The sequence below is a fragment of the Cyanobium sp. A1C-AMD genome, from assembly GCF_024346495.1.
Taxonomy (GTDB): Bacteria; Cyanobacteriota; Cyanobacteriia; order PCC-6307; family Cyanobiaceae; genus Cyanobium_A; species Cyanobium_A usitatum.
Genome location: NZ_JAGQDB010000006.1, coordinates 36,335 through 53,944 on the forward strand (window position 1 = coordinate 36,335; position 17,610 = coordinate 53,944).

Here is a 17,610-nt window from a genome sequence, read left to right on the forward strand (position 1 = left end):
GCTGATCGTATGGCCTGACTATCCCCCGAACCCCAATTATCCCAGTCCCAGGGCGGCGAGCACCTCGGCGTGGCCAAGTTGGCTGAGGTTGGCGGCGCTGCCGAGGCCCTGCACCCCAGCACGGCTGGGCAGACTGGCGGGATCCCGGCCTAGGGCCACCAGCGGCAGGCCGAGCAGCAGGGCCAATTCGATGGCTACGGGGTCGCTGGCTAGCACCACATCGGCACTAGCGATCTGGGCGGCGCGCTTACGCATATCTCCAGCCCCAGTCCCAGCTAGTGCTCGCACGGTCCGCAGGGTGGGCAGCTTGCTGCGGATCTGGGCGGGTAGGTCTTGCCATTGCTGGGCTGGCCAGTCGCCGCCAGCAGCGGAGGGGGCCAGCAGCAGGGCCGGTCCATCGCCACTGGGTAGGGCCGCGCTCGCGGCCTCCAGGTCGGCCGGGGCGATCGGCAACCGGAAAGAATCAGCCTCGAGCCGCACCCCGATGGGCCGCAGGAAGGCTTCAAAGGCCTGGTTGGCCCAGCCGCCCTCGATGGGGGTGATCCGCTCGGTGGCGGAAAAGCCACTGCTGGCCACCCGGGTGGGGATGTGGCTCATCGACAGCATCAGATCCATCTGGCGGCTGGGCGCCAGATTGAGGCTCACCTGAAAATCAGGCTCCCGCACCGAACCCATCAAGTTGGCCCAATCGGCAAGGGTTGCCTGCTCGTAGGTGAAGGGCATGGCCCGTTCCACGGCTGGATGCAGGCCCCAGAGGGGCACCGCCGCTAACGGACAGACCACCTGGACGTCGGCATGGAGTTGGTCGGCGACGGCAGCAACGGCTGCAAAACTCTGCAGCTGCTGGCTGCTGCCGCCCGGAATCAGAAACAGGGCGCGCATCGCAAACGACACAGGTTCGGCGGCCTGATTGTATGGATCAGATTCGGATTGACCCGTCTCGCGGGAGTCGCTTGTGCATTTGCTGATCGCCGCAGCCGGCAGCGGCCGCCGCATGGGGGCCACCGGCAACAAGCTGCTGTTGCCGGTGGCGGGGCGGTCGGTGCTGGCCTGGACCCTCGATGCAGCCCTCGCCTGCCCCTCCATTAGCTGGATCGGCATCGTGGGCCAGCCCGTTGATGCAGCCGCGATAGCGGCGATTGTGGCTGAAGCTCAGCCTGACCTGCCGGTGCAGTGGATTGAGGGTGGTGACACCCGTCAGGAGTCGGTGAGCCGGGGGCTGGCGGCCTTGCCGGCAGCTGCTGGTGGGGTGCTGATCCACGACGGGGCTCGCTGTCTTGTCGAGCCGGAGCTGCTGGCCCGCTGTGCCGCTGCGGTGCAGCAAGGCGCAGCGGTGATCGCCGCCACCCCCGTAACCGACACGATCAAGCAGGTGGATGGAGCTGGCACCATCACGGCCACCCCAGATCGCAGCTGGTTGTGGGCAGCCCAAACTCCCCAGGGTTTTCCGGTTCAGCAGCTGCGGGCTGCGCATGCAACCGCCACGGAGCAGGGCTGGAGCGTCACCGACGATGCGGCCCTGTTTGAGCGGCTGGGTTTGGCGGTGCAGGTGTTGGAGGCGCCTGCCTCCAACATCAAGCTCACCACCCCTTTCGATCTCACCGTGGCAGCGGCGGTGCTTGCTTCGCGCTGCTGATCCGCAGCTGGCCGCTGCTGCCATCGAGCTCGGCCCAGGCACCTAGGGGTAGGGCCGCATTGCCCGCCACATGACCCATGGGCAAGTTGCTCACCACGGGGATGCCGAGATCGCTTGTGCGCTCTCGGAGCACCTGCTCGAGGCTGAAACGATCTGCTTCGGCCGGGTTTTCATCGCAGTCTGTGAACTGCCCCAGGCCGATGCCGGCCAGCTGCTGCAGCCCACCGCACAGCCGCCAGTGGGTGAGCATGCGCTCGATTCGGTATGGCGCTTCGCCCACGTCTTCGAGCACCAAAATGGCGCCGCGCAGATCCGGCAGATACGGCGTACCCAGCAGGTGGGTGGCCACGGTGAGGTTGGCGGCCAGCAGGGGGCCTGCGGCGCTGCCGCCACACCAGCCCTCGCCCTGAAGGTCGCCCACGGGTTCGCCAAACAACAGGCACCGCAGCCGCTCCTGGCTCCAGGCGGGTTCGGCGGCCAGGGTGGTGAGCAGCGGCCCGTGGATGGCACCTCCCTGCCCCTGGGCTAGTTGGGCCCAGAGCAGGGAGGTGACGTCGGAGAAACCAAGCAGCCAGCGAGCTGGCAGGGCCAGGGGTGCTTCCAACAACCGGGCCGCTCCCCAGCCGCCCCGCACACAGGCCAGCAGTTCGGCGCCCCGCCTGGCGGCAGCTTCCAGGTCGCCGCGGCGCTGTTGGTCTTGGCCGGCCAGATAGCCCCACTGGCGCCCGTGCAGCGGCGTGCGCTCTACCTCCAGCCCCCAGCCCTCCAGCACGGCGATGCCCGCCTCAAGGCGCGCCAAGGCGTCTTCGCCCAGCAGGGCCGAGCTTGCGGCCACCAGCTGCACCCGATCCCCTGGCCGCAGCGGTGAGGGCTGATGTGTGACCTGGCTCATGGCAGTTGCCCCAGCACCAGGGCAAGCAGCAGCAGCCCTCCCAGCTGCACCTGGCGGCTGAAGTGGCGGCCGTAGGCGGACCGGGCCAGGTTGGGGTGGCGCAGCAGGGCCGCTTCGCGCTGCATGCCGGCTGCTGCCAGCAGACCCAACGGCCAGCTGATCCAGCCGCTGCCTTGCAGGCCGGCGGCTAGCCCCAGGGCCAGGGCGGCGAGGCCGTAGCTGATCGCCACCGCCAGGGGGGCCCGGCCGCCCAGGCTGAGGGCACTGCTGCGCACGCCGATGGCCCGGTCGTCATCCCGGTCGGCCATGGCGTAAACCGTGTCGAAGCCGAAGGTCCAAAGCAAGGTGGCCAGCCATACCAGGGCCAGGGGCCAGCCGCCGGCCAGGGAGCCGGTGGCAACGGACCAGGGGATCAGCACCGCAAAACCCCAGCAGAGGGCCAGTACCAGTTGGGGGTAACCAAACCAGCGTTTAGCCGAGGGGTAGAGCAGCACTGGCGGCAGGGCCGCGATTGCTAGCAGCAGGCAGAGGTTGCGACTGGCGGCGGGCAACCCCCACATCAGCACCAGCAGCACTGCCAAGGCGACGACAAGGCTGAGCAGCAGCAGGCCTATCGCCTCGCCAACGCCAACGCGGCCATCGGCCAGGGGACGGCTGCGGGTGCGCTCCACCAAGGGGTCGATGCGGCGGTCCCAGAGGTCGTTGGCGATGCAGCCGGCCGCGCTCACCGCCAATCCTCCCAGCACTATTAATCCCACCAACAGCGGCGCCGGTGGGGCGTTTGGGGTGAGCCAGAGGCTCCAGCCAGCTGGAATCAGCAGGATCAGGCGGCCACTGGGCTTGTGCCAGCGCACCAGCTCCAGCCAGGCCCCCAGACGGGTGCCGCGCGTCAAATTGGCCATGCCCCCTTTTCGTCGTGCCGCACCCTAGGTGTGCCGGTGGGATGGGCAGAGGGTGGCAAAGTAGCGCCCCAAGTGGCAGTTGCTGAGCTTGATGGTTCAGGCCCCCAACCTTCAGCTGGCCGGTCGCCGCCGGGTGGCCGCGATCGACATCGGCACCAACTCGATTCACCTGCTGGTGGCAGAGGTGGATCCGGAGCTGAGCAGTTTCAGTGTGGTGCTGGCTGAGAAGGCCACCACCCGGCTTGGCGATAGGGATCCCCATAGCGGTGACCTCAGTGCCGAGGCGATCGAGCGGGCTTTTCGCACCCTGCGCCACGATCGCGATCTGGCCCTTAGCCATGGGGTGGAGCAGATCGTCACGGCGGCCACCAGTGCCGTGCGGGAGGCCCCCAATGGCAGGGATTTCCTGGTGGCGCTGCAGGAGCAACTGGGCCTGGAGGTGGATCTGGTGAGCGGGCCCGAGGAGGCGCGACTGATCTACTTGGGTGTGCTTTCGGGCATGGCTTTCGGCGACCAGCCCCACTTGATTATTGATATCGGTGGCGGCTCCACCGAATTGGTGCTGGCCGATGGCCGGGACGGCCGCTCCTTCAGCAGCACCCGCATCGGCGCGGTGCGCCTGCAGCGGGAGTTTTGTCAGCAGGACCCCCTTCCGGTTGAACGTCGCTCCTTCCTGCAGGCTTACATCCAGGGCGCCCTCGACCCTGCCGTAGCTGAGGTGAAGGCGGCGCTGCGGCGGGGCGAACAGCCGCTGATGGTGGGTACCAGCGGCACAGCCATGGCCCTAGCGGCGCTGGCGGCTGCTGAAGATCCCAAGCCGCCGCTAAAGCTGCAGGGCTACAGGCTCAGCCGTGAGCGCATCGACCAGCTCACCGCCCGGCTCCTGGCGATGACGCCGGAGCAGCGCCGCGCCTTGCCCGCCATCAATGACCGCCGGGCCGAAATCATCGTGCCAGGCGCCCTGATTTTGCAGACGGCGATGGCGATGCTCGGCGTGCGGGAGCTGGTGGTTTGTGATCGGGCCCTGCGGGAGGGCTTGATTGTGGACTGGATGCTGCGCAACGGCCTGCTGGGAGATCGCTTTGCCTTCCAGAGCACTATTCGCCAGCGCACCGTGCTGCACCTGGCCCAGCGCTTTGGTGTCGATCGGGCTCGGGCCGATCGGGTGGCCTCCCACGCCCTCAGCCTCTACGACCAGTCGCGGGGGCTGCTGCACCACGACGAGGGACCGGGCCGGGAGCTGCTCTGGGCCGCCGCCCAATTGCATACCTGTGGCAAGAGCATCAATATCTCCGCTTATCACAAGCACAGCTGGTATTTGATCCGCCACGGCGAGCTGCTGGGCTACTCCGAATCCGAGCACCTGATGGTGGCGGCGATTGGCCGCTATCACCGCCGCAGCCTGCCGAAGAAGCGCCATGAGTCGTGGCAGCTGATCGAAGACCGCGACCAGCGCCGCACCGTTACGTCGATGGCCTTGCTGTTGCGTTTGGCGGCGGCCCTAGATCGCCGGCCCGCTGCGGTGATTGCGGCCCTGCAGGTGACGTCAAGGCAAAATGCTGTTTGCGTTGGCCTCGAGCCCCTGGCGGCCGCCCCTGGTGAGCCAGCTCCGGATCTCAGCTTGGAGCGCTGGAGCTTGAGATCCTGCGCCGAAGTGGTGCAGGAATCCTGCGGCCTTGGTCTCAGGGTGCCGGAGCTCTGAAGCTGCGCCAACGCACCTGATCAATGGGTCCCATGGGCTGAGGAGCACCGCCTCCCATTTGGGTGCGCACCAGGTCGGGACGCCCTGCCAGCACCTCAAGCCCTGAGCCAAGGGGGAAGCTCCGCTCACCTGTGAAGGTGCCACGGAACAGAGTGGTCCCGGTTTTTGTTTTTATTTCGAGCCAGCTGGGCTGGCTGCTCGTCAGTTGCAGCTGATCGGGCTTGAGGCTGCCACTTTCTCTCTCTTTGCTCCTGTCTGCTGGGGAAATCTCGCTCAGCAGCTGGGGCTGCGCTTGCGGCTGGGTTGGGCGGGCCTGGTGACGCTGCCACTGCTGCCAGCCCGCGGCGCCGGCGCCGCTGAGGGCGACCAGGATTGCTGCTGTGATGGCCAGTCGGCCACTGGTTTGTGCCGGTCTGGTTGGGGCGCGCTGGGTCAGTTCGGCCACCTTGATCGGCTTGGCTTGAAACTGGCCGCTATCGCGCAGGGTTTGCAGGGGGCCATCGATGTTGATGGCCAGGCTGCTGGCGATTCTGCGGGCCTGGGCGATCACAAACACCGGTTCCGGCAATCGGCTGGCGTCGGCTTCTTCCAGGGCCTGAAGTTGTTCGACTCCCATGTTTAGACGGGCTGCCAGCACGCCCAGTTCGAGACCTTGGACCTCCCGGCCCTGGCGCAGCGTCTGACCCAGGCAGCGCAGGGCGGATAAGGCCTCGGGGTTGGGAGAATCCGACACCACAACAGCGAGGTCAGCAGATTTAGGCATTCTGCAGGCAAATTTGATGCGGTCTAGCCGTTGAAATGGGCGATACTGGATTCGAACCAGTGACCCCTTCCGTGTGAAGGAAGTGCGCTACCGCTGTGCTAATCGCCCGCACTACCAGAGCTTAAAACACCACAGGCAGTCGATCGGTCACCATGGGCTAAGAGCCAGTCGCCTTGCGTGAGCGCCAACCCCGAAGGAGCCGATCCCAAGCCAGCCACGGCCCCTCTGGACTTGAGCCAGCCTGTGGATGTTGATCAGCCAGTGGACGTATTGATCGTGGGAGGCGGGGTGTGCGGCACGGCCCTGCTGTTCCAGCTGGCCCGCTACACCGATTTGGGCCGCATCCTGCTGGTGGAGCGCTACGACGTCCTGGCCAGGGTGAACTCCAAGGCCACCAACAACAGCCAGACGATTCACTGCGGCGACATCGAGACCAACTACACGCTCGAGAAGGCGGTGCGGGTGAAGCGCACCGCCGAGATGATCGTGAACTACGCCGAGCTGCTTGATCCAGCCAGCCGCGAGCTCTGTGTGTTTCGCACTCCAAAAATGGTGCTGGGGGTGGGCGAGCGCGAGTGCACCTTCCTGCGGGAGCGCTTTGCTCGCTTCTCACCCCACTTTCCGGCAATGGAGCTGCTCGAGAAGCCCCAGATCGCCGAGTGGGAGCCCCAGGTGGGACTGGTGCAGGGGGAGTTGCGCCCGGAGGAGCTGGTAGCGATCGGCATCCGCCGCACGTACACCGCCGTGGACTACGAGGAGCTATCGGCCTCGTTCGTGGCCCAGGCGGAGGCGGCGGTGGCTGGAACGCCGCGCCAGCTCACGGTGCAGCTAGGCACCAGCGTGGTCGCGATTACGCCTGAGGGCGATGGCTACCGGGTGGAGCTGGCCCCCACCCCCGGCTGCAGCTCGGGTTTGGCTGTTGATGGCACCCCGGTTGCGCCCCACAGCGTTTGGGCCCGGCACGTGGTGGTGAATGCCGGAGCCCACAGCCTGCTGATGGCCCAGCGCATGGGCTACGGACTGGAGTATTCCTGCCTGCCGGTGGCCGGCAGCTTTTACTTCACACCGGATTTGCTCCGGGGCAAGGTCTATACGGTGCAGAACGACAAGCTGCCCTTTGCCGCCATTCACGGCGACCCCGACGTGCGGGCCCCTGGCAAAACCCGTTTTGGCCCCACCGCCCTTTTGCTGCCCCTGCTGGAGCGCTACAAGCCAGCCTCGTTTTGGGAGTTTCTGAAGGTGCTGCGGCTCGATTGGGCAGTGCTGGCCGTGTTCTGGCAGCTCTTTCGCATCGCTGATATCCGCAATTACATCTTTAAAAATCTGCTGTTTGAGGTGCCCTGGCTGAGGCGGCGATTGTTTTTGGCAGATGCTCGCAAGATCGTGCCCGACATGCGCCTCGAGGATCTCAGCTTCGCTGAGGGCTATGGCGGCGTGCGCCCCCAGCTGATCGATAAGGCCAACCGCAAGCTGATGCTTGGCGAGGCCAGCATCGCGGCCCGGCCAGGCCTTGTGTTCAACGTCACCCCTTCGCCTGGGGGCACCTGCTGCCTGGGTAATGCCGCCCGGGACCTGGAGGCGATCGTCGAGCGGCTCGGCTGTGGCTTCGATCGGCAGCGCTTGGCCCGGGAGCTTTATGGCGAGGCGGGCTGATGCCTTTTCAGCTAGCGCCGCCGCGGAAGAGGTGATTGTGGCTTGCTGAGTAGAGGCGAGAACGGGCCTCCGCCGGCGCCGCCAGCGCCGGGCTCACCACGTAGAGGGTGGTGCGGATCAACTGCCGTTCCTGGCTCACCCGGGCCATGTCGGCCAGGGGAACCACCTTGATCCACTCATCAGGCCAGCTCACCCGGTAGCCAATGGCCACGGGAGTGTCAGCGGGGTAGTGGCGCAGCAGCTCGGTTTGCACCTCTTCGACGTGGCGAGCACTGAGGTAGAGGCAAAGGGAAGCGCGCAGGGCTGCCAGCCGCTCCAGTGCCTCCCGCTCCGGCACGCCGGTGCGTCCGCCAGCGCGGCTCAGCACGATCGTCTGCACCAGGCCAGGGATGGTGAGCTCGCTCTGCAGGGCCGATGCGGTGGCCTGGTAGGCACTCAAGCCGGGCACTACCTCAACGCCGATACCGGCATCGGCTAGGCGGCAAATTTGCTCGGCGATGGCGCCGTAGAGGCAAGGATCCCCATCGTGGAGCCGCACCACGGTTTTGCCGGCACGGGCCCGATCCAGCACCACCTCCATCACCTGCTCCAGCGTGAGGGTGCTGGTGCGCACCTGCTCACAGCTCTCGGGAGCCAGGGCTGCGATCTGGGGATTGATTAGGGAGTCGGTCCACACCAACACCTCCGCCTGCTCCAGCAGGTGGGCGGCGCGCAGGGTGAGCAGGTCGGGTGCGCCGGGCCCGGCACCAACTATCCAGACAGGCTTGTTATTCAAGTGGTTACTCCACTGGGGTCGGGTAGGGGGCGGTGGCGGCGGTAGAGCCACCAGAGGCCAACGCCGCCAAGGGCAATCAACAGCAGGCTGACCAGCTGCGCCATGCGCAGACCGCCATCACAGAAGGGCGGCTCGGAGAGCAGGCAGAGGGGGTCTAGGCGCAGCCCTTCAATCCACACTCGGCCGCTGCTGTAGGCCATCAGATATACGCAGCTGAGTGCTCCAGGCAGCAGCTGAATGCGGCCGCGACTGGCGGCCCGAAATAGCCCCAGCAGTAGGGCGCACACCCCGAGATTCCAAAGGGATTCGTAGAGGAAGGTGGGGTGAAAGTAGAGCTGCTCAAAAAATTCAGCTGGGCGGCTGGCCGCGGGGATCTGCAGTTTCCAGGGAAGATCCGTAGGCAAGCCGAAGGCCTCGGAATTAAAGAAATTTCCCCAGCGGCCAATCGCCTGGCCGAGGGCCACGGCGGGCATCAGCACGTCGAGCAGCTGCCAGAAGGGCTGACGGCGCCAGCGGCAAAACAGCATCGTGGCAAGGGCGCCGCCCAGCAGGGCGCCGTGGATGGCGATGCCACCGCGCCAGATGGCGATCGCATCAAGCCAGTTGCCGGAATACTGGCGCCACTCGAGCGCGACGTAGTAAATGCGGGCCCCGATCACGGCCCCCAGGACCATCAGGGGCAGGAGATCGGCAATCAGGGATGGCTCAATGCCTCGAGCCCGGCCGAGCCGGGTGGCCAGGCTGAGGCCCAGCAACACGGCCACGGCGATGAGCAGGCCGTACCAGCGCAAGGCAAAGGGGCCCAGCTGGAAAACCAGGGGCCCCGGGGAGGTGAAGATGGCAAGCACGCTGCTCAGATCAAGCCTTCAGCAGCCTGAACCTTTTCAACCTGGCGCTTCTTGAGCACCAGCAAGATCTGGGCCAGGGCGATTGCGGCAAAGAATGCCAACAAACCGTAGATGCGCACAGGGTTTTGCAGCACCACCTCGGCATCAATCTGTCCGAAGCCACCCACGTTGGGGTCGTTGGTGATCGGTGAACCGGCAACAACTGCATCACCAACAGCCGCAAGGATGGTGGGGCCAGCCGGCACTGTTTCAGTGGCTGTGGTGCCATCTGCGGCGGTGATCTCCACCAGGGAAGCGCCGTTATCACCGGCAGTGATTGCTGACACCGTGCCAGTTACGGGGGAGTTGAACACGCCGTTGTTGCTCTTCTCGCCGGTGGGATACACCTGGCCGCGGCCACGGTTGCCGCCCACATGCAGCTGGTATTTGCCGAAGTGGATGCTGCTGTCGGTGGCGGGATCAGGAGAAAGAATCGGGAAAACGATCTCTTGGTGCTCATCACCGGAGATAGGGCCCACCAACAGGATGTTGGGTTGGTCGTCGGAATACTGGGTGTAATAAATGCCGGCAGTTTCCTCCTTCAGCTCCTCGCTGAGGCGGTCTTGCGGGGCAAGGGTGAAGCCATCTGGAAGCATCACCACAGCGCCGACATTGAGACCGGTGCGGCTGCCATCGCCGGCCACCTGCTGAACGCTGGCGTCGTAGGGGATTTCCACCACGGCCTTGAACACCGTGTCAGGGAAAATGGCCTGGGGCACTTCCACCCGGGTGGCCTTCTTGGCTAGGTGGCAGTTGGCGCAGACGATCTTGCCGGTGGCCTCCCGGGGGCTGGCGTAGTTCTGCTGGGCCCAGAAGGGATAGGCCCAGCTGGGGCTGGCGCCGGTCAAAAGCACGGCGAAGGCGATCAGGGAGCCGAGCAGCAGGGAAAGGGAACGACGCATCACGAGATCAGGCGACAGACAGGGAGAAGAAAAGCTGGATCGGGGTAATCAGGCCCACCAGGGCTTGTCGCCGGTGCGGAAGTCGGTTTCGCTCCACTGGCTAAGGAAAACGTTGTCGTTGTCTACAGAAACGTGAGCCAGGGCCAAGGAGAGGGGCGCTGGACCGCGCACCACTTTGCCGGTGGCGTCGTACTGGGAGCCATGGCAGGGGCACATGAACTTATTGGCACCGCTGTTCCAGGGCACTACACAGCCAAGGTGAGTGCAGATGGCGTTGATGCCGTAGCTGCCGATGGCGTCATTGCCCTCAACGAGCAAGTAGGTGGGATCTCCTTTGAGGCCCTGCACCAGGCTGCGATCGCCCTCCTTATGACTGCTGAGCCAGCCGCTGGCAGTGACGCTGTTGCCGAGCTCGTCTTTAGCGGTGGTGCCGCCGCCGCCGCCTGCCGCCTTGGGGGGGATGAAATAACGAGCCACTGGATAAAGGGCACCCAGGGCCACACCGGTCACAGACCCGAAGGTCAGCAGGTTCATGAACTGCCGGCGGCCCATTCCGGGCACATCACCGTTGGAGGCGCTATTTGAAGCGCTCGCTGGCATCTGGGTCATGAAGACGCGCCGGGACAATGTGGCGCTCATTATGAACCTTGCCTGTGCGGCTCCGGGGCGGTGCAGCCGGCTGGCCCCTGGGCCTGCAACATGCTGTTGTGCAATCCATCGCGTGAGCTTGGGCGTGTCCCTGCCCTCCAGTGCCCTCCCCCCACCCCCTGAGCCAGGTTCGCCCCTGTCTGCGCAAGAGGTTTTGGATCTACTGCAAACCCGTTGGCAGGCTTCCTACGACCTGCAGCTGGTGCAGCGTCGCGGCCGGCTCTATCTACAGGTGATGTGGGCTTACTTAGAGCAGCAATCCTTTCCGCTCACGGAGGAGGGCTACCGCAGCAAGCTCGAGGAACTGGTGGGTTTGCTGAACGGCTTGGGGGTGGCTGATCAGGTGCGCAGCTGGCTGGCCACCACCTCCGATAAGCCGAGGCAGGGAAAGGCCATGGGTCTGGCGTTGGAGATCCCGGCCGGCCGGGCCAGCGAATTTTTGCTCTAGGCGGGCCGCAGCCGTTCGGTGCAGGCCACCAGGCCAACGCCGACTAGGTAGAGGGCCGTGATCGCCCCGGAGAGCAGCAGCATCGTTACGGGGTCGGTGGATGGGGTCAACACGGCCCCCGCCAGGGCGCTTGCCAACACCACCCAGCGCCAGCCCGCCAGCATGGGCTGGGCCTTCACCAGGCCAAGGGCGCCGAGCAATAACTGCAGCACTGGCAGTTGAAATGCCAGCGCGGTGGCCACCATCAGCAGCAGCACGAAGTCGAGGTAGCGCTCGATCGACCAACTCGGTTCGACCACGTCGGCGCCGTAGCTCACCAGGAAGCGCAGGGCCGCGGGCACCAGTGCCCACCAGGCGAAGGCCAGCCCCGCCGCAAACAGCACCGCCGAGCCAGCTACCGCCGGGGCCACCAGCCGCCGCTCCCGCCGGGTAAGTCCGGGCAGCACGAACCCCAGACCCTCGTAGAGCACGTAGGGCAGGGCCAAGGTGAGCCCGGCGTAGCCCGCCACTTTGAACGACACAAACAAAAATTCGCCCGGGGCCAGCTGCAGAAAGCGGATGCCCTCCGCTGGCACTTCCAGCAGCCGCACCAATGGTTTAACGGCGACAAGGCAGGCTGCTGCCGCCACCACTACCGCCAGCAGGCTGCGCAGCACGCGGCGGCGTAGCTCCTCGAGATGGTCCACAAGGCTCATCTCCACCTCGGCTGGAAATTCTCCAGGCCCCGGTTCGGGCGCGGCGAGGCGCTTGGCTGAAATTTCGGGTTCGGCGCTCATCGTTTCTGCTCCATCAGCAGGCTAAGAGCCCGCTGAGGTTCTCCCCACAGCACGGAGCCGCCACGATGGCGCACGGTACCGGGCGCTGCACCAGGAATGCGTTGTAACTCCTCGGAGGGCACCATCACCACCGGCACCCGCCGGTTGCCTCGGCCCCTGCTGTAGTGAGCGGCCAGATCGGCTGCGGCCTGCAAATCCGCATCGCTAGCCGGTCGCTCCGAGCTTTTCAGCACCACATGGCTGCCGGGCAGCTCCTGGGCGTGGAACCAGAGATCGCCGCGGCGCGCCTGGCGAAAGGCGATCCATTCGTTTTGGCGGTGGTTGCGGCCAATTTGTACAGGCAAACCGGAAGGTGTGTGCAGCTCCAGGGGTTGGGGCACCCCCTCGATCGCCCCAGCCCGCCGCCTCTGGCGACCCCCCGCTGGTTTGCGCTGGCCGCGCTCAGCCAGTAGGGCTTCGAGCTCGGCAGCCAGGCTGCCCACCTGTTCGAGGCTGTCGGCCTGCTCCAGGTAGGTGAGGCTGGCTTCGAGGCTTGCTAAGCGCTGCCTGTGCTGCTCCAGCCTGGGGGTGATCGCCGCCACCGAGCGCCGCCGCTTGCGGGCGGTTTTGTAGAGCTTCTGTGCCTCTTCAATGCACTGGCGGCTCGGCTGTAGCTGGCTGAGCAGGGCATCGGCGCGGCGCTGCAGAGCTTCCCCTTCAGGCACCGCATCCAGCAGGGCTTGCTGCTCGCTGGCCTGGCGGCTTTCGCGCTCGACTGTGGCCTGCAAGCGGTGCTGCAGCTGCTGGCGCTGCTGCACAAGCAGCTGGGCGCCGAGGTGCTCGCTGAAATAGGCGGCCATGCCTTGGTTTATTGCAAGGGCTGGATTTGCGGCAGGGGTATCGCCGCTGGATCCAGCCCAGCAGCGGTAGCCGGCCGGTTCGAGCTGCCAGCTGAATCGCCCCATCTGCACGGCTTCAAGCCACTGGCGCCAGCCTTGCCACAACTGCTGCCATTGCTCCGGACTGATGCTGTCCACGCTCAGTTCGCCCCATCCGCAGGGCAGTAGCTGGCGCAGTAAGGCCGGACTGATGCCCTGGTAGGCATCACGCAGGGCCTGCTGCAGGGGCAGGGGCACTAGGCGCAGACGGCGCTGCCAGCTCCCAAAGCTCTCCTCCAGCCGCGGCGGCTCGCCCGCCAGGGGCGGGGGCGGTTGATAAGGGTCGCCGGTGCCGATCGGCCGTAGGCGTGATTGCTGGGGTTTCACCTGGCGGGCCAGGGCCACTACCTGGCGGTCGGCGTCGAGCAGCAGCAGGTTGCTGTGGCGGCCCATCAGCTCCACCACCAGCCAGCGCAGCACGGGCTCACCGGGACGCCTGGCGAAGCCGAGCTCCACCACCCGCTCCCAGCCCTGCTGCTGGATTTCTATGAGGGCCAGACCCTTGAGGCCGTGCTGCAGCTGCTGGGCCAGAGTGCTGCCATCCCCTTGGCGGGGTGGCGGCGGGATTGTGTGCAGCCGAGCCGCTTCCGCCTGCCAGCTGAGCTCGAGCCAGTGGCTACCGCTAAGGCTGCGCAGGCCGATCTGCAGGGCCTGGGGGCTGGCCTGCTGGGCCTTCTCGAAGCGACTTGGCAGCAGCAGCGGCCGCCACTCGGCCAGCACCGCCCGCAGGGTCGTGACGTCTACTGCCTGCAGGCGGGAGGGGGACCCGGCTTGGCAGGGCAACACGGACGCTGGCTTCTACTCTGCAGGCCAGAGCTGTCGCCCGCCATGAGCGCCTTGCCCGGCCGTCTCACCTTGATCACTGGTCCTAGTGGAGTCGGCAAGGGCACCTTGGTGCAAAGGCTGCTGCTACTTCATCCGGAGATCTGGCTATCGATCTCAGCCACCACCCGCGCCCCCCGCGCCGGTGAGCTGGATGGCCAGCACTACTTCTTCCTGACTCGTGACGCCTTTGAAGGCCAGGTGGCTGAGGGTGGTTTTCTGGAGTGGGCCGAATTTGCCGGCAACCTCTACGGCACCCCCCGCCAACCGGTGCAGGCCCAGCTAGCTGCAGGCAGGCCCGTGCTGCTTGAGATCGAGCTGGAGGGGGCACGCCAGGTGCGCCAAAGTTTTGCCGAGGCTTTCCAGATTTTTGTTGAGCCCCCCAGTTTTGAGGAGCTTGAGCGGCGTATCCGCGGCCGCGGCACCGACAGCGAGGAGGCGATTGGCCGGCGGCTGGAGCGGGCCAAGGTGGAGCTGGCTGCGGCGCCGGAATTTGACGCGGTGCTTGTCAACGGCGAACTGGAGCTGGCCCTCGCTGAGTTGGAGCAGCTGCTGGGCTAGGGCGGCTAGGCACGGGAAAAAAAAAGCGGCCCCGGGGGGCCGCGGCTTATCAGAATTGACTGATCAGACCCCTCTGATCAGAGGGGTCTGATCAGAGGGGATGGAACAGCAAGTCGGGGAAGAAGCGATTGAATTCGATCAGAATTCCTGCCGTGGCTGTGAACCAGATGGCAGCAAACACCGGAGCGGTGGTGAGGAACTTTTTCATGGTTAGAGGAGGGGTGAAGTCGGGATCCGGTCGCGCTCAGATCGGGGAAACCGCTCAGCGAGGGGAAACCGTGACCTTGTCGTCGGATTCGAGCAGCTTGCCGCTGGTGAGCTCGCCGAAGGCTGCCAGGGGCCAGGTCGCGGCTGCCAGGGTGCTCTTGAATGCCAGGGGCAGATCGATCTGGATCTCCTTCATGGCGGCATCCTTGTCACCGCGGATGGCGCGCAGATAGTTGCGACCAGCCCAGCCAATGCAGCCAGCGATGTAGAGGAAGGCAATGCCAGGGATCATGAAATCACCGGCATGGTTCCAGCGACCATCAACGATCAGGTGGGGCAGGCCATCGGCACCACATACGGCCTGGCTGTACATCGCGAAGCGCGCCTTGGCCTGATCGGTTTTGGCGGTAGCAGCGCGCTGCTGGAAGCGGGCGCTCTCGGAGCAGGGGGTCAGTCCTGCCACGTCGGCTTTGGCCGCAGGGGCGAAGCCGAGCAACAGGAAGGCGGAGAGCAGAACCGCGAAGAGTCGGCGGGAGAAAAGACGGCGCATCGGACGCAAGGCCGCGGGGCAGGATGACACTCCTGGACAGTACGGGAGCTGTTGAAGTCCAATGCCATTGGTTCTGGCCCTCGAAACAAGTTGTGACGAGTCGGCGGCAGCGATTGTGCGTGATCAGACGGTGCTCGCCAGTGCCGTCGCCTCCCAGGTGGAGGAGCACGCCCGCTGGGGTGGCGTGGTGCCGGAAATCGCCTCGCGGCGACACGTCGAGGCCCTGCCCCAGCTGATTGAGCAGGTGTGCCGCGACAGCGGCGTGACCATGGCGGAGCTTGATGGCATCGCCGCCACCGCCGCGCCGGGCCTGGTGGGGGCCCTGCTGGTGGCCTCGGTCACGGGCCGCACCCTGGCGAGGCTGCATGGCAAGCCCTTTGTGGCTGTTCATCACCTGGAAGGTCATCTCTGCTCGGTGCAGCTGGGCGAGCCCCTGCCCCCCGGTCCCTACCTGGTGCTGCTGGTCAGCGGCGGCCATACCGAGTTGTTGCGGGTTGACGGGCCAGGTCGCTACGTCCGCTTGGGCCGCAGCCACGACGATGCCGCCGGCGAAGCCTTCGACAAGGTCTCCCGCCTGCTTGGGCTCGGATACCCGGGTGGTCCGGCGATTGAGGCGGCTGGGCAGAACGGCGACCCCCTTCGCTTTGCCTTGCCCAAGGGCCGGGTGTCGCGGCCGGAGGGCGGCTTTTATCCCTACGACTTCAGTTTCAGCGGCCTCAAGACAGCGATGCTGCGCCAGGTGCGCGCTTTGGAGGCTGAGCATCAGGCTGAGCACCGGGCAGGCAGCGAGCCGTTGCCGCTGGCTGATCTAGCGGCCAGCTTTGAGCAGGTGGTGGCTCAGGTGTTGGTGGAGCGCAGTTGCCGCTGCGCCCGTGAGCAGGGCCTGGGCACGCTGGTGCTGGTGGGTGGCGTGGCCGCCAATCGGCGGCTGCGGCAGCTGTTGGAGCAGCGCTGCGGGCTCGATGGCCTGGCTTGGCGGGTGGCTCCGCTGGCCTACTGCACCGATAACGCCGCCATGATCGGGGTGGCTGGGGCCCAGCGCCTGGCCGGCGGCCAGAGCAGCTGCTTTGACCTGGGCGTGGCTGCCCGGCTGCCCCTGGAGCAAGCCGGCTTGCTTTACGAATCACAACCGTGCTTTTAATCGTCGTAAACTGAAATCCCTCCGGTATTGGTGCGGCCCGATGACCACCCTCAACCGCGAGCGCGGGCTGCAAGACACCGTCGATATTGAGCAGGTGCCCGACGGGTTTGAGCCGGTGAGTGCCACTGAGCTCAATGCCTGGCGCCGCGGTTTCACCCCCCAAGCCGAGATCTGGAACGGCCGGCTGGCCATGGTGGGTCTGTCGGTGGGCTTATCGGTGCTGCTAGTGGCCCGCCTGGCGAGCCACTAAAAAACATTTTCAGCATCCCTGGGGTGCCTAGGTGCGACCGCGAAGCGCTTGAGACAGCTCGTTGGGCTTGAGGCTTTGGGCTATCGCATCCTCTGGGGTAACCCGGTGGGCTTCCACCAATTTCTGCAACGACTGATTTGCGGTTTGCATGCCATCGAAAGCGCTGCGCTTCATGATCTCCTCGATCTCGTCGAGTTCGCCTCGCTGGATATAGTCCTTGCAGGCGTCGGTGTTGATTAATATGTCGTGAAAAGCGGCCCGTTTGCCGTCGGTTGTTTTAAGCAGTCCCTGGGCTATTACGCCGAGCAGTGATTCTGAAACCGCACGCCGAACACTGTCCTGTTCACTGGGGGGATACATGCCCAGCACCCGTTCTACGGTTTTGACGGCGGAGTTTGTGTGCAAGGTGCCAAACACCAAGTGGCCTGTCTGGGAGGCCTCGATGGCTGTGGCCAGGGTCTCTTGATCGCGTATCTCCCCAATCAGTATTACATCGGGGTCCTCCCGAAGGGCTGCCCGCAGGGCGTTGTGGAACACCTTGGTGTGCTGGCCAACCTCCCGGTGTCGAATCAAAGATTGGCGACTTTCGTGTACGAATTCGACCGGATCTTCGATGGTGAGAATATGGCGGCACATGTTGCGATTGATCCAGTCGATCATCGCGGCAAGGGTGGTGCTCTTGCCGGAGCCGGTGGGGCCCGTAACCAGGATCATTCCCTTGGGCCGGGCCGCGAGCTCCTTGAGCACTGGCGGCAGGTTTAGATCTTCCATGGTGGCGATCTTTTGGGGGATCAGCCGCAGCACCATCGCCGGACCCCGCAACGAATCCAACAGGTTGATGCGCACTCGCACAAAGGAAAAGGCGTGGGAGCCGTCGAATTCCTTGTCGCGTTGGAAGGCGTCGATTTCAACGGGGCTGAGCATCTCTCTCATCCAGCCGCTGAAGGTGGCCGCATCAGTCACGGGCCAACCGGTGCCAGCCATCTCCCCCCGGGCCCGGAAGCGGGGTTCCTCTCCAACTCCCAGGTGCACGTCGGAGTAGCCCCTTTCGTTGGCGATGCGCACGATGCCTTCGAGGCTGTCGGGCTGGCTGCCGTTATCTACCCGGGTGGGGGCAGTTCCAATGTCTGGGGTGGGGGCAGGGGGCGCCGCTGCTGGAGCTGGGGGGAAAGGTCACG

20 protein-coding genes and 1 tRNA gene are annotated in these 17,610 nt (G+C 65.6%); 7 read left to right on the plus strand and 14 right to left on the minus strand.

Features of this window, described 5'->3' with window-relative positions; translation table 11 throughout:
* Positions 1 to 36: 36 nt before the first annotated feature.
* Entirely contained in the window at positions 37 to 882 is an 846-nt protein-coding gene (locus tag KBY74_RS02210; protein WP_254941309.1) for a lipopolysaccharide heptosyltransferase family protein, read from the minus strand.
* A gap of 73 nt (positions 883 to 955) precedes the next feature.
* On the opposite strand from KBY74_RS02210, the gene ispD reads away from it, so the two are divergent.
* The gene (ispD, locus tag KBY74_RS02215; protein ID WP_254941310.1) at positions 956 to 1,636 is read left to right on the plus strand and encodes a 2-C-methyl-D-erythritol 4-phosphate cytidylyltransferase; all 681 of its coding nucleotides are present in this window, start codon (positions 956 to 958) and stop codon (positions 1,634 to 1,636) included.
* On the opposite strand, the gene KBY74_RS02220 is transcribed toward ispD, so the two are convergent.
* Together KBY74_RS02220 and KBY74_RS02225 are read right to left on the minus strand one after the other, a co-directional pair.
* Positions 1,599 to 2,528, minus strand: a complete 930-nt coding sequence (locus tag KBY74_RS02220; RefSeq protein ID WP_254941311.1) for an LD-carboxypeptidase — start codon at positions 2,526 to 2,528, stop codon at positions 1,599 to 1,601. The two genes, ispD and KBY74_RS02220, sit on opposite strands and share 38 nt — an antisense overlap.
* The gene (locus KBY74_RS02225; RefSeq protein ID WP_254941312.1) at positions 2,525 to 3,430 is read right to left on the minus strand and encodes a 4-hydroxybenzoate polyprenyltransferase; all 906 of its coding nucleotides are present in this window, start codon (positions 3,428 to 3,430) and stop codon (positions 2,525 to 2,527) included. The genes KBY74_RS02220 and KBY74_RS02225 overlap by 4 nt, the downstream gene beginning before the upstream one ends.
* Before the next feature lie 91 nt (positions 3,431 to 3,521).
* On the opposite strand from KBY74_RS02225, the gene KBY74_RS02230 reads away from it, so the two are divergent.
* Positions 3,522 to 5,132 carry a Ppx/GppA phosphatase family protein gene (locus KBY74_RS02230; RefSeq protein WP_254941313.1) on the plus strand — a complete coding sequence of 537 codons (1,611 nt, stop codon included), beginning with the start codon at positions 3,522 to 3,524 and terminating at the stop codon, positions 5,130 to 5,132.
* Here the strand turns inward: KBY74_RS02230 and KBY74_RS02235 are convergent.
* Both KBY74_RS02235 and KBY74_RS02240 read right to left on the minus strand, forming a co-directional pair.
* A complete protein-coding gene (locus KBY74_RS02235; protein WP_254941314.1) occupies positions 5,113 to 5,865 on the minus strand; it encodes a helix-turn-helix domain-containing protein in 753 nt (250 codons plus the stop codon). The two genes, KBY74_RS02230 and KBY74_RS02235, sit on opposite strands and share 20 nt — an antisense overlap.
* 66 nt (positions 5,866 to 5,931) lie before the next feature.
* Positions 5,932 to 6,003: transfer RNA gene (locus KBY74_RS02240), tRNA-Val, on the minus strand.
* Positions 6,004 to 6,072: 69 nt separating this feature from the next.
* Between KBY74_RS02240 and KBY74_RS02245 the strand changes: the two genes are divergently transcribed.
* Positions 6,073 to 7,548, plus strand: a complete 1,476-nt coding sequence (locus KBY74_RS02245; protein ID WP_254941315.1) for an FAD-dependent oxidoreductase — start codon at positions 6,073 to 6,075, stop codon at positions 7,546 to 7,548.
* 7 nt (positions 7,549 to 7,555) lie between these two features.
* On the opposite strand, the gene cobM is transcribed toward KBY74_RS02245, so the two are convergent.
* From cobM to petC, 4 genes are read right to left on the minus strand one after another with little or no spacing between them, the layout of a single operon-like run.
* Positions 7,556 to 8,323 carry a precorrin-4 C(11)-methyltransferase gene (gene cobM / locus KBY74_RS02250; protein WP_254941316.1) on the minus strand — a complete coding sequence of 256 codons (768 nt, stop codon included), beginning with the start codon at positions 8,321 to 8,323 and terminating at the stop codon, positions 7,556 to 7,558.
* Complete coding sequence (gene lgt / locus KBY74_RS02255; RefSeq protein WP_254941329.1) at positions 8,320 to 9,180, minus strand: prolipoprotein diacylglyceryl transferase; 861 nt, start codon at positions 9,178 to 9,180, stop codon at positions 8,320 to 8,322. Before lgt ends, cobM begins: the two co-directional genes overlap by 4 nt.
* Positions 9,177 to 10,112 carry a cytochrome f gene (gene petA / locus KBY74_RS02260; RefSeq protein ID WP_254941317.1) on the minus strand — a complete coding sequence of 312 codons (936 nt, stop codon included), beginning with the start codon at positions 10,110 to 10,112 and terminating at the stop codon, positions 9,177 to 9,179. The genes lgt and petA overlap by 4 nt, the downstream gene beginning before the upstream one ends.
* Positions 10,113 to 10,160: 48 nt before the next feature.
* Entirely contained in the window at positions 10,161 to 10,721 is a 561-nt protein-coding gene (gene petC, locus KBY74_RS02265; RefSeq protein WP_106501698.1) for a cytochrome b6-f complex iron-sulfur subunit, read from the minus strand.
* 130 nt (positions 10,722 to 10,851) lie between these two features.
* Between petC and KBY74_RS02270 the strand changes: the two genes are divergently transcribed.
* Positions 10,852 to 11,208, plus strand: a complete 357-nt coding sequence (locus KBY74_RS02270) for a DUF3067 family protein (RefSeq protein WP_261360220.1) — start codon at positions 10,852 to 10,854, stop codon at positions 11,206 to 11,208.
* Here the strand turns inward: KBY74_RS02270 and tatC are convergent.
* Entirely contained in the window at positions 11,205 to 11,984 is a 780-nt protein-coding gene (gene tatC / locus KBY74_RS02275; RefSeq protein ID WP_254941319.1) for a twin-arginine translocase subunit TatC, read from the minus strand. The genes KBY74_RS02270 and tatC overlap by 4 nt on opposite strands.
* A complete protein-coding gene (locus KBY74_RS02280) occupies positions 11,981 to 13,687 on the minus strand; it encodes an NFACT family protein (protein WP_254941320.1) in 1,707 nt (568 codons plus the stop codon). The genes tatC and KBY74_RS02280 overlap by 4 nt, the downstream gene beginning before the upstream one ends.
* 42 nt (positions 13,688 to 13,729) lie before the next feature.
* On the opposite strand from KBY74_RS02280, the gene gmk reads away from it, so the two are divergent.
* On the plus strand, positions 13,730 to 14,284 hold the full coding sequence (gene gmk, locus KBY74_RS02285; RefSeq protein WP_254941321.1) for a guanylate kinase: 555 nt from the start codon (positions 13,730 to 13,732) through the stop codon (positions 14,282 to 14,284).
* Positions 14,285 to 14,375: 91 nt separating this feature from the next.
* Here gmk and psaJ read toward each other — a convergent pair whose 3' ends face one another.
* Both psaJ and KBY74_RS02295 read right to left on the minus strand, forming a co-directional pair.
* A complete protein-coding gene (gene psaJ / locus KBY74_RS02290) occupies positions 14,376 to 14,492 on the minus strand; it encodes a photosystem I reaction center subunit IX (RefSeq protein WP_254941322.1) in 117 nt (38 codons plus the stop codon).
* A gap of 54 nt (positions 14,493 to 14,546) precedes the next feature.
* Entirely contained in the window at positions 14,547 to 15,041 is a 495-nt protein-coding gene (locus KBY74_RS02295) for a Photosystem I reaction center subunit III (RefSeq protein WP_254941330.1), read from the minus strand.
* A gap of 61 nt (positions 15,042 to 15,102) precedes the next feature.
* Here KBY74_RS02295 and tsaD point away from each other — a divergent pair, with 61 nt between their 5' ends.
* Together tsaD and KBY74_RS02305 are read left to right on the plus strand one after the other, a co-directional pair.
* Positions 15,103 to 16,182 carry a tRNA (adenosine(37)-N6)-threonylcarbamoyltransferase complex transferase subunit TsaD gene (gene tsaD, locus KBY74_RS02300; RefSeq protein WP_254941323.1) on the plus strand — a complete coding sequence of 360 codons (1,080 nt, stop codon included), beginning with the start codon at positions 15,103 to 15,105 and terminating at the stop codon, positions 16,180 to 16,182.
* A 40-nt stretch (positions 16,183 to 16,222) separates the two neighbouring features.
* Positions 16,223 to 16,432, plus strand: a complete 210-nt coding sequence (locus tag KBY74_RS02305) for a chlorophyll a/b-binding protein (RefSeq protein ID WP_254941324.1) — start codon at positions 16,223 to 16,225, stop codon at positions 16,430 to 16,432.
* 27 nt (positions 16,433 to 16,459) lie between these two features.
* On the opposite strand, the gene KBY74_RS02310 is transcribed toward KBY74_RS02305, so the two are convergent.
* A complete protein-coding gene (locus tag KBY74_RS02310) occupies positions 16,460 to 17,557 on the minus strand; it encodes a type IV pilus twitching motility protein PilT (protein WP_254941331.1) in 1,098 nt (365 codons plus the stop codon).
* Between the last annotated feature and the right edge of the window lie 53 nt (positions 17,558 to 17,610).

Excerpts from the sequence above, each read along its gene's own strand:
- KBY74_RS02210 (WP_254941309.1), bottom strand. The coding sequence starts at position 882 with ATGCGCGCCCTGTTTCTGATTCCGGGCGGCAGCAGCCAGCAGCTGCAG.
- KBY74_RS02220 (WP_254941311.1), bottom strand. The coding sequence starts at position 2,528 with ATGAGCCAGGTCACACATCAGCCCTCACCGCTGCGGCCAGGGGATCGG.
- KBY74_RS02225 (WP_254941312.1), bottom strand. The coding sequence starts at position 3,430 with ATGGCCAATTTGACGCGCGGCACCCGTCTGGGGGCCTGGCTGGAGCTG.
- KBY74_RS02230 (WP_254941313.1), top strand. The coding sequence starts at position 3,522 with ATGGTTCAGGCCCCCAACCTTCAGCTGGCCGGTCGCCGCCGGGTGGCC.
- petA (WP_254941317.1), bottom strand. The coding sequence starts at position 10,112 with ATGCGTCGTTCCCTTTCCCTGCTGCTCGGCTCCCTGATCGCCTTCGCC.
- petC (WP_106501698.1), bottom strand. The coding sequence starts at position 10,721 with ATGACCCAGATGCCAGCGAGCGCTTCAAATAGCGCCTCCAACGGTGAT.
- tatC (WP_254941319.1), bottom strand. The coding sequence starts at position 11,984 with ATGAGCGCCGAACCCGAAATTTCAGCCAAGCGCCTCGCCGCGCCCGAA.
- gmk (WP_254941321.1), top strand. The coding sequence starts at position 13,730 with ATGAGCGCCTTGCCCGGCCGTCTCACCTTGATCACTGGTCCTAGTGGA.
- psaJ (WP_254941322.1), bottom strand. The coding sequence starts at position 14,492 with ATGAAAAAGTTCCTCACCACCGCTCCGGTGTTTGCTGCCATCTGGTTC.
- KBY74_RS02295 (WP_254941330.1), bottom strand. The coding sequence starts at position 15,041 with ATGCGCCGTCTTTTCTCCCGCCGACTCTTCGCGGTTCTGCTCTCCGCC.
- tsaD (WP_254941323.1), top strand. The coding sequence starts at position 15,103 with ATGCCATTGGTTCTGGCCCTCGAAACAAGTTGTGACGAGTCGGCGGCA.
- KBY74_RS02305 (WP_254941324.1), top strand. The coding sequence starts at position 16,223 with ATGACCACCCTCAACCGCGAGCGCGGGCTGCAAGACACCGTCGATATT.